This window comes from Curtobacterium sp. MCPF17_002 (assembly GCF_003234115.2).
Lineage (GTDB): Bacteria > Actinomycetota > Actinomycetes > Actinomycetales > Microbacteriaceae > Curtobacterium.
Window position 1 is genome coordinate 42,131 of the sequence record NZ_CP126251.1, and the last position, 20,232, is coordinate 62,362.

Genomic DNA, 20,232 nt, shown 5'->3' on the forward strand with positions numbered 1-20,232 from the left:
ATCGAGGAGATCGCGAAAGTAGCGCATGCTCGATGGAGTGCGTCTCGACTGCCCTGGGGTTCGCAGTCCTGTGATCGGAACCTCCTTGCTCATCCTCGGTCTGCACAGCCTTTGAGGGATGCAGCATACGCAACCTCCTAGATAAAAAGAGAAATGTTTGCAGCGGGTGCGGCAATCCCAATGATCGTCGCATTGATTGCTTTTACGGTAATCTCGGACTATAAACGGCGCAAGTAAAGTAGAACGACTACCTTGTCTCGAGTTCTTGGCCTAAACATGGACAGCGGTGTCGGGGCCATCGCGACAGCAGGGTGCTATGCAGTTGCAGCTTAATTAGTTCGAGCCTGTTTCTGCGGCTTTCAATGTTGTTTACGGGTTCCCAATTGGGCGGCCGTCGACGGGGTCTGTGCGGCCACTATCCTCATTGGCTGTATCGGCGCTACGGCCGCCGGAGCAGCCTTGAATAACTCGATTTCGAAGTGAGTGGTCGGCAGCCGCCCCGCGGTGTGGTCGCAGGTCTCGCGGGCCGGAGGTGCAGTGCCAACCGGCACCGCGCCTCCAGTCCGCTGTGAAGCCGACCACCTGTCGGCCCGTCAGCCGATGCGGATCAGCTTCTTGTTGACGAACTCGTCGGCGCCGAGCGGGCCGAGCTCCCGGCCGAAGCCGCTGCCCTTGACGCCGCCGAACGGCAGTTCCGGGCTGTCCGCGCCGACGATGTTGACGTAGACCATGCCGGCCTCGATGCGGTCGGCGACACGGAGAGCCTGCTCGGCGTCGGTCGTGAAGAGGTACGAGCCGAGGCCGTAGGGGGTGTCGTTCGCGAGTGCGATCGCAGCCGTCTCGTCGGCCACCCGGTACACGGCGGCGACCGGGCCGAAGAACTCCTCGCGGTAGGCGTCGTTGTCCGCCGTGACGTCGGTCAGGACGGTCGGCGTGAAGGCGTTCCCCCGGCGCTCGCCACCCGTGACGACGGTCGCACCCTGCCCGCGGGCGTCCGCCAGCTGCTGTTCGAGTCGATCGGCCGCAGCGGGCGAGGAGAGCGGCCCGAGTTCCGCACCGGGCGTGGTCGGGTCGGTCGGTGCGACGGCGGACATCGCCGCGGTGAACTTCGCGAGGAACGGCTCGTACAGGTCGTCGGCGACGAGGAAGCGCTTCGCGGCGTTGCAGACCTGGCCGTTGCCCTCGAGGCGGGTGGCGACCGCCGACTCCACGACGGCGTCGAGGTCCTCGGTCGAGAGCAGGATGAACGGGTCGGAACCGCCGAGCTCGAGGACGACCTTCGTGAGGTTCCGGCCGGCGATCTCGGCGACCGCAGCACCGGCGCGCGCCGATCCGGTCAGCGAGACGCCCTGCACCCGCGGATCGGCGATGACGTCGGCCACCTGGTCGTTCGTCGCGAACACGTTCGTGTAGGCGCCCTCCGGGAACCCGGCGTCGGCGAAGACCTGCTCGATCGCGAGCGCCGACTCCGGGCACTGCGGGGCGTGCTTGAGCAGCACGGTGTTGCCGATGAGCAGGTTCGGTCCGGCGAACCGGGCGATCTGGTAGGCGGGGAAGTTCCACGGCATGATGCCGAGCAGCACCCCGATCGACGACTTCCGGAGGAACGCGGAGCCCTCGCTGCCGGAGGCCAGGGTGATGGGCTCGTCCGCCAGGAACTCCGACGCGTGGTCGGCGTAGTAGTCGTAGATGTCGGCGCAGAAGTCGATCTCACCGACGGCCTGGTCGATCGGCTTCGCCATCTCGCGGACGATCGTGGCCGCCAGGTCGTCGCGGCGCTCCCGGTACAGCTCGGCCACTCGACGCAAGAGCACGGCTCGGTCGGCGACGGTGCTGGTGTCGGCGGTGTGGGCCCGGTCGGCGGCGTCGATCGCCCCGCGGAGCTCGTCGTCGGTGATGGTCGGGAACGTGCGGAGCACCTCGCCCGTGGTCGGGTCGGTGACCGCGTACGCGGTGGCGGTGGCGGAAACGGTGTCGGTCATGGTGCTCCTAGGCCTGTTCGTCGGTCAGCTGCTTGTTGACGCCGGTCACCGGCTGGTTCTCGTCGAAGCCCTTCGGCTGGACGCGGAACCCCTTCGTGATGACCAGCAGGTACACGAACCCGATCGCGGCCCAGACACCGCCGGCGATGAGCGCGTCGGCGTGCAGCTGGGACCAGAGAACACCCGTGAGGAGCATCGCGACGCCGGGCATCACCACGAAGGCGAAACGGTCGCGGACGGTGTGCCGGCGGCCCTCGCGCCAGGCGAAGTGCACGATCACCGTCAGGTTGACGAAGGTGAACGCGATGAGGGCGCCGAAGTTGATGTAGGACGAGATCGTGTCGAGGGAGAACGACATCGCGAGCAGCGTGACGGCGCCCACGATGATGACGTTCGGGATGGGCGTGCGGGTCCGGGGGCTGACGTGACCGAACACCTTCTTCGGCAGGACGTTGTTCCGGCCCATCACGAGCAGCATCCGGGCCACGCTGGCGTGCGACGCGAGGCCGGACGCCAGTGCGGCGATGAACCCGGCGGCGACGAGGATCGCCTGGAACACCCGGCCGCCGACGAGCAGGCCGATCTGGGGGAGCGGGTCGTCGGTGAACTCGCCGAACGGGGCGTTCGTCGGGAACCGGAGCTGCGCGAAGTACGACGACACGAGGAAGATCACACCGCCGATGAGGACCGTCATGAGGATGGCCTTCGGCATGATGCGGATCGACTTCGCCTCCTCCGTGTACATCGTCACGGCGTCGAAGCCGATGAACGAGAAGCAGACGACCGTCGCCCCGGTGAGGAGCGCCGACATCGTCACGCCGTCGTGGACGAACGGCTCGGTGCTGACGATCGTCCCGGCACCGGCACCCTTGACGAGTTCGATCACGGCGAAGACCACGAACGCGATCATCGCGAGGATCGCGCCGATGAGCAGCACCATGTTGAGGTTCGACCTGCCGCGCATCGACAGGCAGATCACCGTCGTGACGAACACCGTGTAGACGACGACGGTCACCCAGGCCGGCAGGGCGGGGAAGACCTGCTCGAGGTACAGGCGGATGATGAGCGCGTTCACCATCGGGAGCAGCAGGTAGTCGAGGAGCGAGGCCCAGCCGACCATGAACCCGGCGTTCGGGTGGATCGACTCCCGCACGTACGTGTACGCGGAGCCGGCCGCCGGGTAGACCCGGACCATCTTCCCGTAGCTCACCGCGGTCAGGAGCATGATCACGAGGGCGATCAGGTAGGCGCTCGGGACGGCGCCCTTCGTCTCGTCGGACACGATGCCGAACGTGTCGAAGACGACGGTCGGGGTCATGTACCCGAGCCCGAGGCCGACGATCGCCCAGAGCCCGAGGCTGCGCTTCAGTGAACCGCCGCGCGCCGGGGCTGCCGGGGCGGTGACCGCGATGGGTGATGCCATGAGCGTTGACTTCCCTGTTGGATCGGGGCCGGGCGTCGGTGCCCGGGCCGGTTCGGTTCGGTGCACCATACCGATGCGCTCGGGCCCAGCGGACCGGACGCGGTGTACAGGGTCGTCGGTGACGATGTACACCGCGTCGGGTGCTGCGGCTACGGGGCCGGGTGCTGCAGGTCCGTCGTCGGCTGCCGCAGGTTCCCCGCCGGCTGCCGCAGGTTCCCCGCCGGCTGCTGCTGCGTGATGCAGTGCAGACCGCCGCCACGGGCGAAGACCGCTCGGGCGTCGAGCGTGTGCACCTCCCGCCCCGGGTACACGTCCGCCAGGATGCCCCGCGCCCGGTCGTCCGCCGCAGCCTCACCGAACCCGCAGGCGATCACGGCACCGTTCACCACGACGTGGTTGACGTAGTTCCAGTCCACCGGCCCGCCGTCGTCCGTCAGGGTCGCCGGCGCCGGGACCTCCACGATCGTTGCGTCGGTCGCCTGCTCGAGCGCCCGGCGGATCTGCGGCATCACCAGGTGGTCCGGGTGCGACGGGTCCGGTTGCGCGTGCAGCAGGACGACGCCCGGTTCGGTGAAGGTCGCGACCATGTCCACGTGCCCGCGGGTGCCGAGCCCGTCGTAGTCGCGGGTGAGGCCCCGGGGGAGCCAGATCACGTCGGTCGCACCGATCGTCCGCGCCAGTTCCTCCTCGACCCGAGCGTGGTCGGCGTACGGGTTCCGTCGAGGGTCGAGCTGCACGGTCTCGGTGACGAGGACCCGGCCCGTCCCGTCGACGTGGATCGCACCGCCCTCGTTCACCAGGAGCGAGGGGAGCCGTCGGACACCCGCAGCCCGAGCGACGGTCGCCGCGATCTCGGCGTCACGGGTCCAGGTCGACCACGCGTTCGCGCCCCAGCCGTTGAAGACCCAGTCCACGGCGCCGACCTCGCCGGTCTCGTCGTCCACGACGAACGTCGGGCCGATGTCACGCATCCAGAAGTCGTCGAGCGGCGCCTCGAGCACCTCCACGGCACCGGACAGCAGCCGGTCGGCATCGGCGCGCGCCACCGGGTCCACCACCACGGTCACCGGCTGGTGCTCGCTGATCGTGTTCGCCGTCGTGGCCCACGCGGTGCGCGCCGCCTCGGCGCTCGCCGGGTCGTCGCCGAGGGTGTTGCCGGGGCGGGGGAACGCCATCCACGTGCGTTCCTGCGGCGCCGTCTCCGCCGGCATCCGCCAGCTCACGAGCGCACACCCGCCACGGAGGCGCGGATCGCCTCACGCGCGCCGTGACCGTCGCGCAAGGGGTCGATCTCCTGCACCAGGCCGTCGTACAGGTCGGGTCGCCTCGTCAGGTAGAAGGGGAACAGCCGGAGCCACTCGACGCGGGCGTCGAGGTCGAGGTCCGCCACCAGGACGACGTCCGCGTCGCGCGGGGCCTCGACGAGCACTCGGCCGAACGGGTCCGAGATGAACGACGACCCGTAGAAGGTGATGTCGCCCTCGTCGCCCCATCGGTTCGGCACCACCATGAACTGCCCGGCCGTGATGCCGTTCGCGACGATCACCTGCCGCCAGATCGGCGCGGTGTCGAAGTCCGGGAAGGTGGGCTCCGAGCCGATCGCGGTCGGGTACGCCAGGATCTCTGACCCGGCGATGCCGTAGGACCGGGCGACCTCGGGGAACCACTCGTCCCAGCAGGTCGGCAGGCCCACCCGTGCGCCGAGTCCCGCCGGCTCGTACACCGGGAAGGCGTCCGCGTCGCTGCCCGGGCGGAAGTACGTGTCCTCGTAGTAGCCGGCGCTGATCGGGATGTGTGTCTTGCGGGTCCGGCCGACCAGGGAGCCGTCCGGCGCGACGAGGACCGCCGTGTTGTAGCCGCGCGGGTCGTCGGGCTGGTCGTCGTCGGCGGGACGTTCGTACAGCGAGGCGTGCACGAACACGCCGTGCTCGATGGCCTGCGCCCGGGCGAAGGTCATCGTCGGGCCGTCCTCGAGCGACTCCGCCAGGTCCTTCGGCACGCCGCTCGCCGGGGTGTCGCCCGGGTAGCGGGAGAGCGTGAGCTCCTGCAGGAACACGGCGGTGGCGCCGTTGGCGGCCGCGGTGTCGATGCCGTCCGCGAGCTGCCGGCGGTGCTCGTCCGGGTCTGCGTGCCAGTGGGTCTGCACGAGTGCGACCCGCACGGTGCGACGGGGTGCGCCGGTGTCCTCGTGGAGGGGTGACCGCTGCGGCGTTCCGGTGATGACGTCCATGTCGCCATTGTTGATCACACGATCAACGATTACAAGACCGAGGACCAGACCCGGAATATCGGTATGCTGGCCGCGGGCCCGAGTCACCGCCGGGATGACGGTCCGGACAAGGATGAAGCCCACCACTGCGACAACAGTGGTGGGCTTCGATTTGTCCTCCGAGTGGAGAACGAGGGACGAACTGGGTCCCGAGCCTGAAACTCGGAGCCAGTGTAACCCGCTCCTCGAGCGAGTTGCATCCCTCGGCCTGCACTTCTCGTGTCCGCCGGCGCTGACACGAAGGTGGTCCGATGTCGAACGACGACGAACCGCCGGTCGGGCGACCGGGTCAGCTGATGATGTTGACCGCCCGCGAGATCACGAGGGCCAGCAGGATGAACCCGCCGAGCGCCTGGTACGCCATGATCATCTTCGCGCGGACGGTCATCGGCATCGTGTCGGTCGGGCTGAAGGCCATCATGTTCGTCATCGCGACGTAGAGGTAGTCGAGGTAGACCGGACGCCACGCCGCCGTCTTCGCGTCGGTCTCCTGTGGGAACTGGAAGTCGGCTTCGTCACTCGTCCACAACTCGGGACGCCGGCGAGCGACGGGGCCGCCTCGGTCGAGCTCCCAGTACACGAGTCCGAACGCGATGATCGTGCTCACCCACACCTGCAGCGCCGTGAGCAGGACCGCGCCCCCGTCGGCGTGCCCGCTGAGCAGCACCTCGAGCGTCCGGAGCACGGTGAGCTGGTTCGCGACGGTGAGCATGATCGCGAGCGCGAAGGACAGCCACCGCGACCACGTCGTCTCCCGGGTCAGCCGTCGCGGGTTGAAGACGATGAGCGGCGTGAGGAGCAGGACGCCGAGCACGGGGACGACCCAGGACGGGAAGAACAGCACCTCGTTCGGCAGGAACAGGCTGAGCGCCAGGTTCACGAGGATCGCGACCGCGACCGGTGCGCGGTGTTCGTGCTGGGGACGAGTCCTCGTCGTTGTCACGGGGGGAGTGTCCCGCACCCGAAGGGGCCGGAGCTGATCGCGGGCGGCGAGTCGGGTCGGCGCGAGCGCCGCGGCGTTCCCGGTGCGCCGAGATCGCACTTTCGCGCCCGCGGTGCCGCGAGGAGCCCGCCGAAGTGCGATCTCGGCGGGCGGCCGCTCACGAGACGGCCGGAACCACGGGGAGCGGGGCCGCGAGCGAGGACGCGTGCACCTCGGTGCCGAGCAGGCGTGACGCGGCACGGAGCCCGGACAGCAGCGCGCCGTGCACCGTCGCGGGGTCGTCGCCCCACGTGGCCTCGCCGGCGAGCTGCACCCGGCCGGACGGCGTGCCGAGCAGGTCGTGGTCGTCGACGGACGCGCCGACGTGCAGGTACGAGTACGAGCCACGGGCGAAGGGGTCCTCCGCCCACCGGGTGATCCGGGACGCCTCGGGCTCCGGCACGGCCTCGGCGCCGAACATCCGGCGGAGCGCGGCCACCCCTTCCTCGACGATCATCGCGTCGGGCAGCGTCTCGAGTCGCCGTGCCCCGGACCCCCCGACGAGCGCCGCGAGCACGGGCTCGCCGGTCACCCGGGACATGTCGTACCAGGAGTGCCAGTCGACGCCGGCGGACCCCTGCTGCCGGATGACCCAGTCGTCACCCCAGAACCGCGTGGAGAAGTGCAGGAAGACCTTGTCGTAGGCGCCCATCCCGAGTCGACCCATCGCGCCGGTCACCGGATCGGACAGCGGCGGGTCGAACGTCACGTCCCCGGCCTGCAGGACCCCGAGGGGGACCGTGACGACCGCGTGCGCGGCGGCGATCGACGATCCGTCGGCGAGCCCGACGACCACACCGGAGTCGGACTGCGTCACCGACTGCACGACCGCCGACATCCGCACGTCGAGGCCGTCGGCGAGCCGGGCCGCGTACTGCCCGTAGCCGCCGGGGAACACGACCTCGTCACCCGCGACGTGCTCCTCGTCGAGGCCGTGCGCGTCGAGCACGGTGACCGGGGCCCCGCAGAGGTCCTCGGAGCGGTGCGCGGCGTACTCGCGGATCCGTGCGGCGGGGTCGCCGTCCCAGCGGAGCGACCGCAGGACCGTGTCGATGGCGGCGGCGTAGGTCGAGGGCGGGGGAGCGGACGCGACGACGTCGGCGAGCGCGGCGTCGACGGTGTGCAGGTCGGCCACGAACGACGACGCGGCGGACGGGGACAGCCGCGTTCCGGACGGGCCGTGCCAGGCGATCGGTCGGCCGTCGAACTGGAAGCTCCCGACCGTGAACTCGACGGTGTCGATGCCGAACGACGACGCCAGCGCCCAGAGCGGGTTGCCGTCGACGCCGTGGATCCACGACGCTCCGAGGTCGACGGGCACCCCGAGCGCGCTGTCCGTCCAGGTCCGTCCGCCGATGCGGTCCCGGGCCTCGAGCACGACGACCCGCTGCCCGCCGTGCACGAGTGCACGCGCGGCGGCGAGCCCGGAGACCCCGGCCCCGACCACGACCACGTCGACCCCGGTCGGAACGGCCATCAGTGTCCTCCGGTCAGCGGCGCCATCAGCCGCGCGGCCAGGCTCGGACGCCCGGTCAGTGCTTCCTCGCGGTCGGCGAGGTCGGTCGCCACGAGTCCGGCGTTCGCCCCGAGGAACCGCAGCGGCTCGGGCTCCCAGTCCGGCGAGCGGTGGTTCACCCACGGCAGCGCGGTCAGCGGCGATGAGACCCCGCGCACGAGGTCGGCGAGGGTCCGCCCCGCGAGGTTCGTCGTCGAGAGGCCGTCGCCGACGTAGCCGCCGGCGGTCCCCACCCGGCCGTCCCACGTGACCGAGGCGCACCAGTCGCGTGGCACGCCGAGCGGCCCGCCCCACGTGTGCGTGATCGGTGCGTCGGCGACGGCGGGGAACAGGTCGACGAGGGCGTTCCGCAGGTGCTCGAACACCCGTGGCACCCGGTCGTACCCGGGCGTGATCGCGGACCCCCAGTGGTACCGGGCGCCGCGGCCACCGAAGGCGAGGCGGTCGTCGGCCGTCCGTTGCCCGTACACGAGCAGGTGCCGGTAGTCCGAGAAGGTCTGCCCGTGCTCGAGCCCGATCCGGTCCCACACGGCAGGGGGCAGGGGTGCGGTCGCGATCATGAGCGAGTACAGCGGCAGGATCCGCCGCTTCGTCTGGGCGAGCTGCGCGCCGTAGCCCTCGACCGCGACGACCACGGCACCGGCCGAGACGGTCCCGCGTGAGGTGACCACGTGCCCTGGAGCCCACGACACGGCGGGCGTGTGCTCCGCGATCCGGACGCCCCGTGCCTCCAGGGCGGCCGCCAGGCCACGCACCAGTGCTGCGGGCTGGACGCGCGCGCAGTCCGGGGTCCACGCGACGCCGGCCGACCCGGCGGCGTCCCCGGGCCGCGCCGGTCGCCACGTCATGTCGTCGCCCCATGCCGCGGAGGACGCGACCTCGTCGTGGGCGGCGCGCTCCTGCACGGCGGACCGTGCGTACAGGACGGTGCCGCCCTTGACGAAGTCGCAGTCCACGTCGGCTTCCGCAGCGGCCCGGCCGACCTCGTCGACCGTGTCGCGGAGGGCGAGCGCGGCCTCGCGGCCGTGCTGCTCCGCGATCGACGACGCGGACCGTGGGAAGAGGGCGGAACACCAGCCACCGTTCCGTCCGGAGGCACCGAAACCGGCGATCTCGCGTTCCACGACGACGATCTGGAGGCGCGGGTCGGCCTGGTGCAGGTACCACGCGGTCCAGAGACCCGTCAGTCCGGCACCGACGATGCAGACGTCCGCGGTGGTGTCACCGTCGAGCGGTGGCCGGGGCGTCAGGTCGTCGCGGCCCGTGGCCACGAGCTGGTCGAGCCAGAACGAGACGCCCCGGTAGCCGGTCACGGTCAGATCTTCGACGCGGCCTCGGACAGGACGCTCCGCAGGATCGACGTGATCTCGCGGAACTCCGGCTGCCCGATGGTGAGCGGCGGGGCGAGCTGCACGACGGGGTCGCCCCGGTCGTCCGCGCGGCAGTACAGGCCCGCGTCGAAGAGCGCCTTCGACAGGAAGCCGCGCAGGAGGCGCTCGGACTCGTCGTCGTCGAAGGTCGTCTTCGTCGCCTTGTCCTTCACGAGCTCGATGCCGTAGAAGTACCCGGCACCGCGCACGTCGCCGACGATCGGCAGGTCGAGCAGGGTGTCGAGCTCGGCCTTGAAGAGCGGGGCGTTCTGCTGCACGTTCTGCAGCAGGCCCTCCTCCTCGAAGATGTCGAGGTTCTCCATCGCGACGGCGGCGGAGACCGGGTGCCCGCCGAACGTGTACCCGTGGTAGAAGGTCGTGTCGCCCTTCGAGAACGGCTCGAACAGCTTGTCGCTGATGATCGTCGCGCCGATCGGCGAGTACCCGGAGGTCATCGCCTTCGCGCACGTGATCATGTCCGGCACGAAGTCGTAGGTGTCGCAGGCGAACATGGTGCCGATGCGGCCGAACGCGCAGATGACCTCGTCGGAGACGAGCAGCACGTCGTACTCGTCGCAGATCTCGCGCACGCGCTGGAAGTACCCGGGCGGCGGCGTGAAGCAGCCGCCGGAGTTCTGCACGGGTTCGAGGAAGACGGCGGCGACCGTGTCCGGGCCCTCGAACTCGATCATCTCGCGGATCCGCTCGGCCGCCCAGAAGCCGAACTCCTCTTCGCTCGCACCGGCGAAGCCCATCTCCGCGGCACGGTAGAAGTTCGTGTTCGGCACGCGCAGGCCGCCGGGGGTGAGGGGCTCGAACATCTGCTTCATCGCCGGGATGCCGGTGATCGCCAGGGCGCCCTGCGGGGTGCCGTGGTACGCGACCGCGCGGGAGATCACCTTGTGCTTCATCGGCTTGCCGCGGAGCTTCCAGTAGTGCTTCGCGAGCTTGAACGCGGTCTCGACGGCCTCGCCGCCACCGGTCGAGAAGAACACCTTGTTGAGGTCACCGGGCGCCTGGTCGGCCAGACGGTCGGCGAGCTCGATCGCCGCGGGGTGCGCGTACGACCAGATCGGGAAGAAGCTCAGCGTCTCCGCCTGCTTCGCGGCCATCTCGGCGAGGCGCTTCCGGCCGTGGCCGGCCGCGACGACGAACAGCCCGGAGAGGCCGTCGATGTAGCCCTTGCCGTGGCTGTCGTAGACGTGGTGGCCCTCGCCGCGGACCATGATCGGCACGTCGGCGCCGGCCTGGTTCGCGCCGTGCCGAGCGAAGTGCATCCACAGGTGGTCGCGGGACTTCTGCTGCAGGGCGGCGTCGTCCACCGGCGCGAAGGGGTCGTACGACCCGAGGCGGGTGGTCGGCTGTTCGGAGATGGTCATCGCGTTCCCCAGTCGTAGAGCTGTTTGCGGAGTTGCAGGTAGACGAAGGTCTCGGTCGCGGTCACGCCCGGGATGGCCCGGATCGTGCCGTTGAGCAGTTCGATGAGGTCGTCGTCGTCCTCGCAGACGACCTCCACCATGAGGTCGAAGCTGCCGGCGGTCATCACGAGGTAGTCGACCGAGGGCAGTTTCTCGAGTTCGTCGGCGACGCTCCGGGTGTCACCGTTCACGCGGATGCCGATCATCGCCTGCCGGTGGAACCCGAGCTGCATGGGGTCGGTGACCGCGACGATCTGCATGACGCCGGTCTCGGTGAGCTTCTGGACCCGTTGCCGGACCGCCGCCTCGCTGAGCCCGACGGCCTTGCCGATCTCGCCGTACGGACGGCGGCCGTCCGCTTGGAGCTGTTCGATGATGCGCTTGGAGATGTCGTCGATCGGACCCGGACGTCGTGGTGCTGCCGCCATGCCGGACAGCATTGCAGTGCCTTGACCGCGAAAGCAAGGGATTCCGTTGTGAACACCGTGTTTCACGACGATTTCCGTTGTTACAAGTCTTCCGAACCGGCGGTATCCGTGCCAGTATCACCGCCATGCCGGACACCGTGCGGAACTTCATCGGAGGCGCCTCGGTCGAGTCGCGCGCCGACACCGCCTTCGACCTGGTCGACCCGACCGACGAGCACGTCTACGGCACCTCGCCGGTCTCCACCGCCGCCGACGTCGACGCCGCCTTCACGGCCGCGAGCAGCGCGTTCGAGACCTGGCGTCGAACCACCCCGGGGGAGCGGCAGCTCGCCCTGTTCCGGATCGCCGACGCGATGGAGCAGCGGGCGGAGGAGTTCGCCGACCTCGAGTCGCTCGACACCGGCAAGCCCCGCGCCACCCTCGTCGAGGACGAGATCCTGCTCTCCGTCGACCAGATCCGCTTCTTCGCCGGCGCCGCCCGGAACCTCGAGGGGCGGAGCGCCGGCGAGTACCTCGCCGACCACACGTCCTTCGTCCGCCGCGAACCGATCGGCGTCGTCGCCCAGGTCACCCCGTGGAACTACCCGCTCAACATGGCGGTGTGGAAGTTCGCCCCAGCGCTCGCCGCGGGGAACACCACCGTGCTGAAGCCGAGCGACACCACACCCCTGTCGACCCTGCTCCTCGCCGAGGTCGCCGCCGAGTTCCTGCCGCCCGGTGTCCTCAACGTCGTCGTGGGGGACCGCACCACCGGCGCCGCGATGATCGACCACCCGACACCGCAGCTCGTGTCCATCACGGGCTCGGTCCGTGCCGGGATGGAGGTGGCCCGTGCGGCTGCCGGCGACCTCAAGCGCACGCACCTCGAACTCGGCGGCAAGGCGCCGGTGATCGTGTTCGACGACGCCGACATCCCGTCCGCCGTCGCCGGGATCGTCGCCGCCGGGTTCTTCAACGCCGGGCAGGACTGCACCGCGGCGACCCGGCTGCTCGTGCAGGACGGCATCCACGACGAGTTCGTGGCGGCGCTCGCAGCAGAGGCACGCGTCAACGCGAGAACCGGGTCAGACGGTTACTACGGCCCGGTCAACAACGCGAACCAGCTCGCGCACGTGCAGTCCTTCGTCGACACGCTGCCCGACCACGCCACCATCGCACTCGGCGGAGCGCGCCAGGGCGACACCGGCTACTTCCACCAGGCCACGATCGTCGCCGGGCTCCGGCAGGACGACCGTGCCGTGCAGCAGGAGATCTTCGGCCCGGTGCAGACCGTGCAGCGCTTCTCGACCGAGGACGAAGCCCTGCGCTGGGCGAACGGCGTCGAGTACGGCCTGGCGAGCTCGGTGTGGACCACCGACCACGCGAGGGCGATGCGCTTCGCCCGCGACCTCGACTTCGGGTGCGTGTGGATCAACACCCACATCCCGATCGTCGCCGAGATGCCGCACGGCGGCTTCAAGCACTCCGGCTACGGCAAGGACCTGTCCCAGTACGGGTTCGACGACTACACCCGCATCAAGCACGTCATGTCCTACATCGGCTGAACCCGACACCTCCTGGAGGCACCATGGCAATGACCGGCACGTTCGCCGAATCCGGAGCGGACCTCCGGCTCGACCGGATCACCAAGTCCTTCCCCGGCCACACCGCGGTCGACTCCCTCGACCTCGTCGTGCCGGCCGGCTCGTTCTTCGCCCTGCTCGGCCCCTCCGGCTGCGGCAAGACGACGACACTGCGGCTCGTCGCCGGACTCGAGGAACCCACGAGCGGCACCATCACGATCGGCGGCCAGGACGTCACCGAGACGAAGCCGTACCAGCGGCCGGTCAACACGGTGTTCCAGAACTACGCACTGTTCCCGCACATGAGCGTGCTCGACAACGTCGCGTTCGGCCTGAAGCGACGACGGATCCCGGACCCGATGACGAAGGCGAAGGAGGCGCTCCGGCTCGTCGAGCTCGAGGGCTCGGCGTCGAAGCGGCCCGCGCAGCTCTCCGGCGGCATGCAGCAACGCGTCGCCCTGGCCCGGGCCATCGTGAACCGTCCGGCCCTGCTGCTCCTCGACGAGCCGCTCGGCGCGCTCGACCTGAAGCTCCGGCACCAGATGCAGCTCGAGCTGAAGACGATCCAGGCCGAGGTCGGACTCACCTTCCTGCACGTCACCCACGACCAGGAAGAGGCGATGACGATGGCCGACACGGTCGCCGTCATGAACGGCGGCCGGATCGAGCAGATGGGCAGCCCGCAGGACCTGTACGAGCTGCCCCGCACCGTGTTCGTCGCGAACTTCCTCGGCCAGTCGAACCTGCTCGAGGGCGATGTCCGCGGCACCGAGGGTGAACTGCTCGTCGTCGCGACCGCCGCCGGCACCATCGCGGTCCCCGCGGCGCGGGCCGTCGCCACCTCCGGTCGCGTCGTCGTCGGCGTCCGTCCCGAGAAGCTCAAGATCCGCAGCACGGAACCCACCCCCGAGGCCGGCCGGAACATCCTCGGCCCCGGCCGCGTCGTCGACGTCTCGTTCTCCGGGGTGAGCACCCAGTACCTCGTCGACGTGCCCGGCGCGGGTCGCGTCTCCGTCTTCGCGCAGAACTCGAAGGGCGGGCCCCGTGTCCAGACCGGTACCGAGGTCTGGCTCACGTGGGGCGTCGACCACGGTTTCGGCCTGGAGGCGCACCCCGCGTCCGACCAGACCGTCACCGCCGGAGCCGACCCGCGCCTCCAGTCCGCACCGGCCACCGCAGGAGCGGTCGCGTGAGTCCCGTGCCGGAGCCGGGTCCCGACCTGCTCCGCGGACTCACGTCCGGCCGCGTCAGCCGACGCGGTTTCCTGGCCGGCGGCGGGGCCGCCGCGGTGGCGGCGCTCCTCGCCGGCTGCAGCATCAAGGGGTCGGCGGCCTCGGCCGACGACACCGTGGACTGGAACCGGTTCTGGAAGGACGCGAAGGCGACCAAGGAGCTCAACTTCGCGAACTGGCCGCTCTACATCGACTCGGACCACGGCAAGTCCGAGTCCCTCGCCCTGTTCAAGCAGGAGACGGGCATCGCCGTCGATTACCAGGCGGTCATCCAGGACAACGCGACGTTCTACGCCACCGTGTCGCCGATCCTCCGGGCGCACGGCGCCACCGGGTACGACCTGGTCGTCATGACGAACGGGTACGAGCTCACCGAGATGATCAAGAACGGGTTCGTCTGCAAGCTCGACCACTCGCGGCTGCCGAACTTCGCCGCGAACGCATCGAAGTCCGTGCAGGACCCGATCTACGACCCGGGCAACGAGCACTCCGTCGTGTGGCAGACCGGCTTCACCGGGCTCGCCTACAACCCGAAGTACACCGGGCGGAAGATCACGTCGTTCCAGGACCTGCTCGACCCGGAGTTCGCCGGCCGCATCGGGCTGATGAGCGACAACACCGAACTCGGGTCGCTCGGCCTGCTCGCGCTCGGCATCTCGCCGGAGACCTCGACCCCCTCGGACTGGCGGAAGGCGCAGGACTGGCTCCGGAAGCTGCGTCCGAGTGTCACCGGCTTCTACGACCAGAGCTACATCAACCGGCTCGAGAACGGCGACACCTGGATCACCCAGGCGTGGTCGGGCGACGTCTTCCAGGCGCAGCAGTCCGGGTTCCCGCACCTGGAGTTCGTCACGCCGGAGGAGGGCCAGATGACCTGGCACGACAACATGCTCATCCCGCGGCAGGCGTCCAACCCGGTGTCCGCGCTGGCGTGGATGAACTTCTACTACACGCCGAAGGCCGCCGGGATCGTCGAGGACTACGTGAACTACGTCTGCCCGGTGCCCGGCGCCGAGGACTACGTGCGGGACGTGCTCGACGACCCGACCGTGGCGGACAGCCCGCTGGTGTTCCCGTCGTCGGACGTCCTCGAGAAGTCGCACGAGTTCCGGGTGTTCGAGAACTACGACGAGTACTCGGAGTGGAACGGCATCTTCAACGCGGTGGTGCAGTCGTGAGCGCGGTCGGCACCGCCGGTCTCGCCGGCGTCGGCACCGGGCCGGGCGCCGCCGGTCCCGCTCCGGTCCGTCGCGGTCGTCGGCGGAGCACGCCGTTCCTGCTCGCGCTCGTCGGGACCGCGTACCTCTGCGTGTTCTTCGTCATCCCGCTGGTGTCCGGGCTCATCGTCTCGCTCATGTCCGGCAACCCGGACGACGGCTACACGTTCACGTGGAACTGGGGCATCTACTCGTCGCTGTTCGTCGACCCGCAGGTGCCCTACCTGACGTTCCTGCTCCGGTCGCTCTGGTACGGCGCGGCCGCCACGGTCGTCACGATCATCGTCGGGTACCCGGTCGCGTACTTCATCGCGTTCCGGGTGTCCCCGCGGTGGAAGAACCCGCTCCTCATGCTCGTGTTCGTGAGCTTCCTGGTGTCGTTCATCATCCGGACCGACATGTGGGCGTTCGTCCTCGCGTCGCAGGGGCCGGTCGTCACGGTGCTGCAGGGCATCGGGCTCGCGGGCAAGGACTTCCACATCCTCGGGACCGGTGGCGCCGTGATCTTCGGCGACGCGTACAACGACCTGGCGTTCATGGTGCTGCCGATCTACGCCGCGCTCGAGCGCATCGACCCGCGGCTCGGCGAAGCGGCGAACGACCTCTACGCGGGGAAGTTCCGGGCGTTCTGGCACACCACGTTGCCGCTGTCCCGCTCCGGCATCTTCGCCGGCGTGCTGCTCGTGTTCATCGACTCCGTCGGGGACCCGGTGAACTCGGCGCTCCTCGGCGGCACGAACACGTACACGATCGGCCAGGCGATCCAGGACGCCTACTCCGGCAACCAGCAGTACAACGTCGCCGCGGCGCTGTCGACCGTCCTCATGGTCGTGCTCGGCATCATCCTGTTCATCTATGCCCGCGTCTCCGGCACCGACGACCTCGAGGACCTCGTATGACCGCCGTCGCACCGCCCCGCTCGTCCACCGCGCCGACGTCGCCCGTCACCGGCGCGACCGGTCGCCGCCCGGGCCGGCACGGGGTGAACCGCCGCGGGCCGTGGCTCGCCATCGTGTACTGGGTGGTCATCGCGATCACCCTCGTGCCGATCGTCTACATGATCGTGTACTCGTTCAACGACGCCCCGACGAACCGGCTGTCGTTCGCGTGGAACGGCTTCACGACCTACTGGTACGCGAACCTCGTGAACGTCTCCGGGCTCGGAGCCGCCTTCGTCACCTCGGTGGTCATCGCGTTCCTGGCGGCGATCGTCTCCGTCGCGATCGGCCTGCCGCTCGCCCTGGCGCTCGAGCGCTACCGGTTCCCCGGCCGGGGCGCCGTCAACGCCGTCGTGTTCGCCGACATCGCGGCGCCGTCGATCGTCGTCGGGTCCGCCTCACTGTCGTTCTTCCTGTCGATCGGGCTCGGGACGGGGTTCCTCACGGTGCTCCTCACCCACGTGGCGTTCGACGTCGCCTACGTCGTCGTGGTGCTGCGGGCGCGGATCGCGGGGACGTCTCGGGCGCTCGAGGAGGCCGCGGGCGATCTCGGTGCGACGCCCTTGCAGGCCTTCCGGCTCGTCACCCTGCCGCTGCTGGCGCCGGGCATGCTCGCCGCGGGGCTGCTGGCGCTGGCGATGTCGATCGACGACTACGTCATCACGTCGTTCGTCGCCGGCCCCTCGGTCACGTTCCCGCTGTTCGTGTACGGCGCCGCGAAGGCCGGGATGCCGCCGCAGGTCCTCTGCTTCGGGACGCTCGTGTTCGCGGTCGGGCTGCTCGTCGCGCTGCTCAACGGCGCGCTCAACCGGCGGTTGGCGCGCACCCGAGGCTGAGTCCGCACGTGCTCGCCCGCTTCCCGAGGGGCGGGGCGGTCAGGCGACGACGGCCACGGCCCGCTCGCGGTCGGCGCGGGCGTCGTCGCGGAGCAGCAGGTCGGCGGTGCGGAGCGACAGCGCCATGATCGTCAGCGCCGGGTTGGCGATGAGGGAGCTCGGGAACACCGAGTTGTCGACGATCCACAGGTTCGGGACGTCCCACGACCGACCGGCGGCGTCCACGACGGAGCTCGCGGCATCGGTCCCCATCCGCGCGGTGCCGACGGTGTGCGCCGCGCGGTCGAGCACCCGGACGTCGTGTCCGCCCGCGGCCTCGACGATCGCGGTCATCCTGTCGACCGCGTGCCGGGTGATCGCCGCCTCGTTCGACCCGGCGGAGAAGGTCACGCGGGCCTTCGGCACCCCGTGGGCATCCACCTCGTCGCTGAGCACCAGACGGTTGTCGTCGTACGGCAGGCACTCGGCGTTGATGCCGACCCCGGCCATCCGTGGGTAGTCCCGCAGCGCCCGGACCAGTGCGGTACCACGGAGACCACCGCCACGGACGAGCGACGTCGCGAGCGTCAGCGGCTGCACGCCGAGGCTCTGGACGAGGTACCCGCCGGCGAAGTCCGCGTCGGACGGCCGGACGAAGTCCTCGGTGATGATCGACGACGGGTAGCCGCGGTAGGAGCGCATCGACTCGTCGAACGTCGCCCACACCTGGGTCGCACCGTGCGCGGTGAAGTTCCGTCCGACCTGGCCGCTGCTGTTCGCGACGCCGGTGTGGAGCAGCAGCCGTGGGGTCTCGATCCCGCCCGCGGCGAGCACGAGCGCGCGGCACCGCTGCCGGTGGTCGCGCCCGCCCTGCCGGTAGACGACGGCCTCGACCTCGCCACGGGCGTCGAGCTCGATGCCGTGCACGAACGCCTCCGCCCGGATCTCCGCGCCGAACGCGACGGCGGCCGGCAGGTAGGTCGTGTCCATCGTGACCTTCGAGCCGTTGCGGCACCCCTGGTGGCAGGACCCGCAGGACACGCACGCCTGCCGGAGGCCGTGGTGCTCCTGCACCCGGTCCTCGGTGGTGAGCCCCACGGGGGCGTCCGTCGCCGTGATGCCCACCTCGGCGGCACCGCGGATCATCATGTCCGAGGAGGCGTTCCGCGGCGGCGGTCCCATCCGGTACCGCCGAGCCGGGTCCCACGGGTAGTGCGCGGGGCCGGCGACGCCGACGTCGTGTTCGACCTGCTCGATCCAGCCGGTGAGTTCGGCGTGGTCGATCGGCCAGTCCTCGCCGAGTCCGCTGTCGGTCCGCAGCCGGAGGTCGTGGGCGTTGGGCCGAGGCGTGAAGGCGCCCCAGTGCAGGGTCGACCCGCCGACCCCGGTCCCGCTGTTGTTCGGGCCGAACGCGGTCGGGGTGCTGCCGCCGCTGATCCGCTCGTCCATCCAGTTGATGTCGCCAGGAGCCTCGACCTCGTCCGGGACGTGGTCGCCCGGCTCGGTGTTCGGTCCGGCCTCGAGCGCGACGACCCGCAATCCCCGGCGTGCCAGGGTCGCGAGCAGGGGTGCCCCGCCCGCCCCGGTGCCGACGACGACGACGTCGACGACCTCGTCCTCGTCGTACCGGCGCTGTCCGCTGAGGTTCATCGTTCGGCTCCCGCCGGTTCCCATGCTTCGCGCTGTCCCGCTCCGAGGAGCAGGAAGCCCTGTTTCCGCAGGCCGTCGCCGCCGTTGGCGTACCCGTCGTAGTCGATGTCCGCCATCGTGGCCGGGTGTGCGACCCACTCCTTGGCGAGGTCGACGCTCGCGTCCTCGGCCCACGCCCGCAGTTGCGCGGCGTCGAGGACGCCCGAGGTGGGCGTGTACTCACCCGCGGTGACGGCGTCGAGCACCGTCGCGAGGTGGTCGTCCCCGTGCGCGGTCTCGGCCTGCAGTGTGTCGAGCGCTGCGCGGTAGGCGTCGACGTCGGCGGGGAGCCCGTCCGGCCGCCAGCCGTCCCCGAGCCCGTCGGCGAGCCGGGCGTCGACGCGGCCGGCGAGGTCGACCTGACGGCGGCGCTCGCCGGGCTGCGGCACCACGACACGAGCGACGGCGCGCAGGGTGTCGAGCTGCTCCCGGCTCAGCGCACGCGGGTCGCGGTCCGGGGCGTCCGGCAGTGCGCGCACGGCGAAGAGCCCCCGGGTCCGGGCGCTCACCCGCGGGGAGGCGATGAGCCGCGCGGTGCCCTTCGGGACGACCGGTCCGTGGTCGACCCGGCGGCGCCAGAAGTCGCGGATGCGGTCGGCGACCTCGTCCGGCTGCTCCCAGGGCAGCAGGTGCGCTGCGCCTGCGACGACGCCGAACTCGCCGTTCGGCCAGTGCGGCACGTTCAGGGTGCGCTGTGCGTCGGGTCCGAGGTCGCCGTCCTCCGCCCCGGCGAGGACGAGCGCGGGTACGGGGTTCGGCGGGCAGGCCGCGGACCAGTCCTCGCGGCTGCCGCGGAGGAGCCAGTCCGTCCACGCCTGCGGTGCCGAGCGCCGGACGTCGTGCACGGCCTGGGCCTGCTGCGCCGACGGCAGCCGTGCGTCGGTGTTCGCGTCGACGAACGCCGCGGCCTCGTCCGGTCCGATCTCGCCGTCGGCCGCCCACCCGAGCATCGTGGCCCGTCGTTCCTCGTCCATCGGCTCGGGGGAGAGCGGCGAGGCCGCGAGCAGCACGACGGCGCGGAGCCCGAACAGCCCGTTCGAGCCGTCGACGGTCCGGGAGGCCACGATCGACGCGACCTTGCCGCCCATCGAGTGCCCGATCAGCGCCCACTCGGTGGCACCGCTCCGCCCGATCGCGCGCTCGACGAGCTGGGTCATCTCCTCGACCGTGGTGCCGGACGCCGAGGACGACCGGCCGAAGCCGGGCAGGTCGATCCCGACGAGGTCCAGGGTGCCGGCGAGCCGGGTGCGCAGTCCCACGAACTCCTCGGAGCTCGACCCGAGGGCGTGGAGGCAGAACACGGTGGTCGGCATCCCTCGTTCCTACGGTGCCGGGCGCGCCTGCTCCCAGCGCGCCTGTACCCCGCGGGGCAATGTTTCGAGCGTGCGACG

16 protein-coding genes are annotated in these 20,232 nt (G+C 70.4%); 5 read left to right on the forward strand and 11 right to left on the reverse strand.

The window, feature by feature from the left end; genetic code table 11:
- Nucleotides 1–593: 593 nt before the first annotated feature.
- The 9 genes from DEJ28_RS00170 to DEJ28_RS00210 all read right to left on the reverse strand — a co-directional run bounded on the left by DEJ28_RS00170 (nt 594) and on the right by DEJ28_RS00210 (nt 11,400).
- Entirely contained in the window at nt 594–1,982 is a 1,389-nt protein-coding gene (locus DEJ28_RS00170) for an NAD-dependent succinate-semialdehyde dehydrogenase (protein ID WP_111114570.1), read from the reverse strand.
- 7 nt (nt 1,983–1,989) lie between these two features.
- Nucleotides 1,990–3,405, reverse strand: a complete 1,416-nt coding sequence (locus DEJ28_RS00175) for an APC family permease (protein WP_111114571.1) — start codon at nt 3,403–3,405, stop codon at nt 1,990–1,992.
- 149 nt (nt 3,406–3,554) lie between these two features.
- Entirely contained in the window at nt 3,555–4,628 is a 1,074-nt protein-coding gene (locus DEJ28_RS00180) for an agmatine deiminase family protein (RefSeq protein ID WP_111114572.1), read from the reverse strand.
- Entirely contained in the window at nt 4,625–5,635 is a 1,011-nt protein-coding gene (locus DEJ28_RS00185; RefSeq protein WP_111114573.1) for a nitrilase-related carbon-nitrogen hydrolase, read from the reverse strand. The genes DEJ28_RS00180 and DEJ28_RS00185 overlap by 4 nt, the downstream gene beginning before the upstream one ends.
- Before the next feature lie 328 nt (nt 5,636–5,963).
- Entirely contained in the window at nt 5,964–6,617 is a 654-nt protein-coding gene (locus DEJ28_RS00190) for a DUF1345 domain-containing protein (RefSeq protein WP_111114574.1), read from the reverse strand.
- A 157-nt stretch (nt 6,618–6,774) separates the two neighbouring features.
- Complete coding sequence (locus tag DEJ28_RS00195; RefSeq protein WP_111114575.1) at nt 6,775–8,133, reverse strand: flavin monoamine oxidase family protein; 1,359 nt, start codon at nt 8,131–8,133, stop codon at nt 6,775–6,777.
- Complete coding sequence (locus DEJ28_RS00200) at nt 8,133–9,485, reverse strand: NAD(P)/FAD-dependent oxidoreductase (RefSeq protein WP_111114576.1); 1,353 nt, start codon at nt 9,483–9,485, stop codon at nt 8,133–8,135. The genes DEJ28_RS00195 and DEJ28_RS00200 overlap by 1 nt, the downstream gene beginning before the upstream one ends.
- 2 nt (nt 9,486–9,487) lie before the next feature.
- Nucleotides 9,488–10,921 (reverse strand): aspartate aminotransferase family protein, encoded by a 1,434-nt coding sequence (locus tag DEJ28_RS00205; protein ID WP_111114577.1) that lies wholly within the window; start codon nt 10,919–10,921, stop codon nt 9,488–9,490.
- The gene (locus DEJ28_RS00210; RefSeq protein ID WP_111114578.1) at nt 10,918–11,400 is read right to left on the reverse strand and encodes an Lrp/AsnC family transcriptional regulator; all 483 of its coding nucleotides are present in this window, start codon (nt 11,398–11,400) and stop codon (nt 10,918–10,920) included. Before DEJ28_RS00210 ends, DEJ28_RS00205 begins: the two co-directional genes overlap by 4 nt.
- 113 nt (nt 11,401–11,513) lie before the next feature.
- Here DEJ28_RS00210 and DEJ28_RS00215 point away from each other — a divergent pair, with 113 nt between their 5' ends.
- The 5 genes from DEJ28_RS00215 to DEJ28_RS00235 are packed head-to-tail and all read left to right on the forward strand — an operon-like array spanning nt 11,514 to nt 17,173.
- Nucleotides 11,514–12,932: an aminobutyraldehyde dehydrogenase gene (locus tag DEJ28_RS00215; protein WP_111114579.1), complete on the forward strand. Its 1,419-nt coding sequence runs from the start codon at nt 11,514–11,516 to the stop codon at nt 12,930–12,932.
- Between the two features lie 23 nt (nt 12,933–12,955).
- A complete protein-coding gene (locus DEJ28_RS00220; protein ID WP_111114580.1) occupies nt 12,956–14,143 on the forward strand; it encodes an ABC transporter ATP-binding protein in 1,188 nt (395 codons plus the stop codon).
- A complete protein-coding gene (locus DEJ28_RS00225; protein WP_111114581.1) occupies nt 14,140–15,360 on the forward strand; it encodes an ABC transporter substrate-binding protein in 1,221 nt (406 codons plus the stop codon). Before DEJ28_RS00220 ends, DEJ28_RS00225 begins: the two co-directional genes overlap by 4 nt.
- On the forward strand, nt 15,357–16,298 hold the full coding sequence (locus DEJ28_RS00230; protein WP_111114582.1) for an ABC transporter permease: 942 nt from the start codon (nt 15,357–15,359) through the stop codon (nt 16,296–16,298). The genes DEJ28_RS00225 and DEJ28_RS00230 overlap by 4 nt, the downstream gene beginning before the upstream one ends.
- Nucleotides 16,295–17,173, forward strand: coding sequence for an ABC transporter permease (locus tag DEJ28_RS00235; RefSeq protein ID WP_111114583.1), 879 nt, complete (start codon nt 16,295–16,297; stop codon nt 17,171–17,173). The genes DEJ28_RS00230 and DEJ28_RS00235 overlap by 4 nt, the downstream gene beginning before the upstream one ends.
- 39 nt (nt 17,174–17,212) lie before the next feature.
- On the opposite strand, the gene DEJ28_RS00240 is transcribed toward DEJ28_RS00235, so the two are convergent.
- Together DEJ28_RS00240 and DEJ28_RS00245 are read right to left on the reverse strand one after the other, a co-directional pair.
- Entirely contained in the window at nt 17,213–18,802 is a 1,590-nt protein-coding gene (locus tag DEJ28_RS00240) for a GMC family oxidoreductase (RefSeq protein WP_111114584.1), read from the reverse strand.
- Nucleotides 18,799–20,154 (reverse strand): alpha/beta fold hydrolase, encoded by a 1,356-nt coding sequence (locus DEJ28_RS00245; protein WP_111114585.1) that lies wholly within the window; start codon nt 20,152–20,154, stop codon nt 18,799–18,801. Before DEJ28_RS00245 ends, DEJ28_RS00240 begins: the two co-directional genes overlap by 4 nt.
- Between the last annotated feature and the right edge of the window lie 78 nt (nt 20,155–20,232).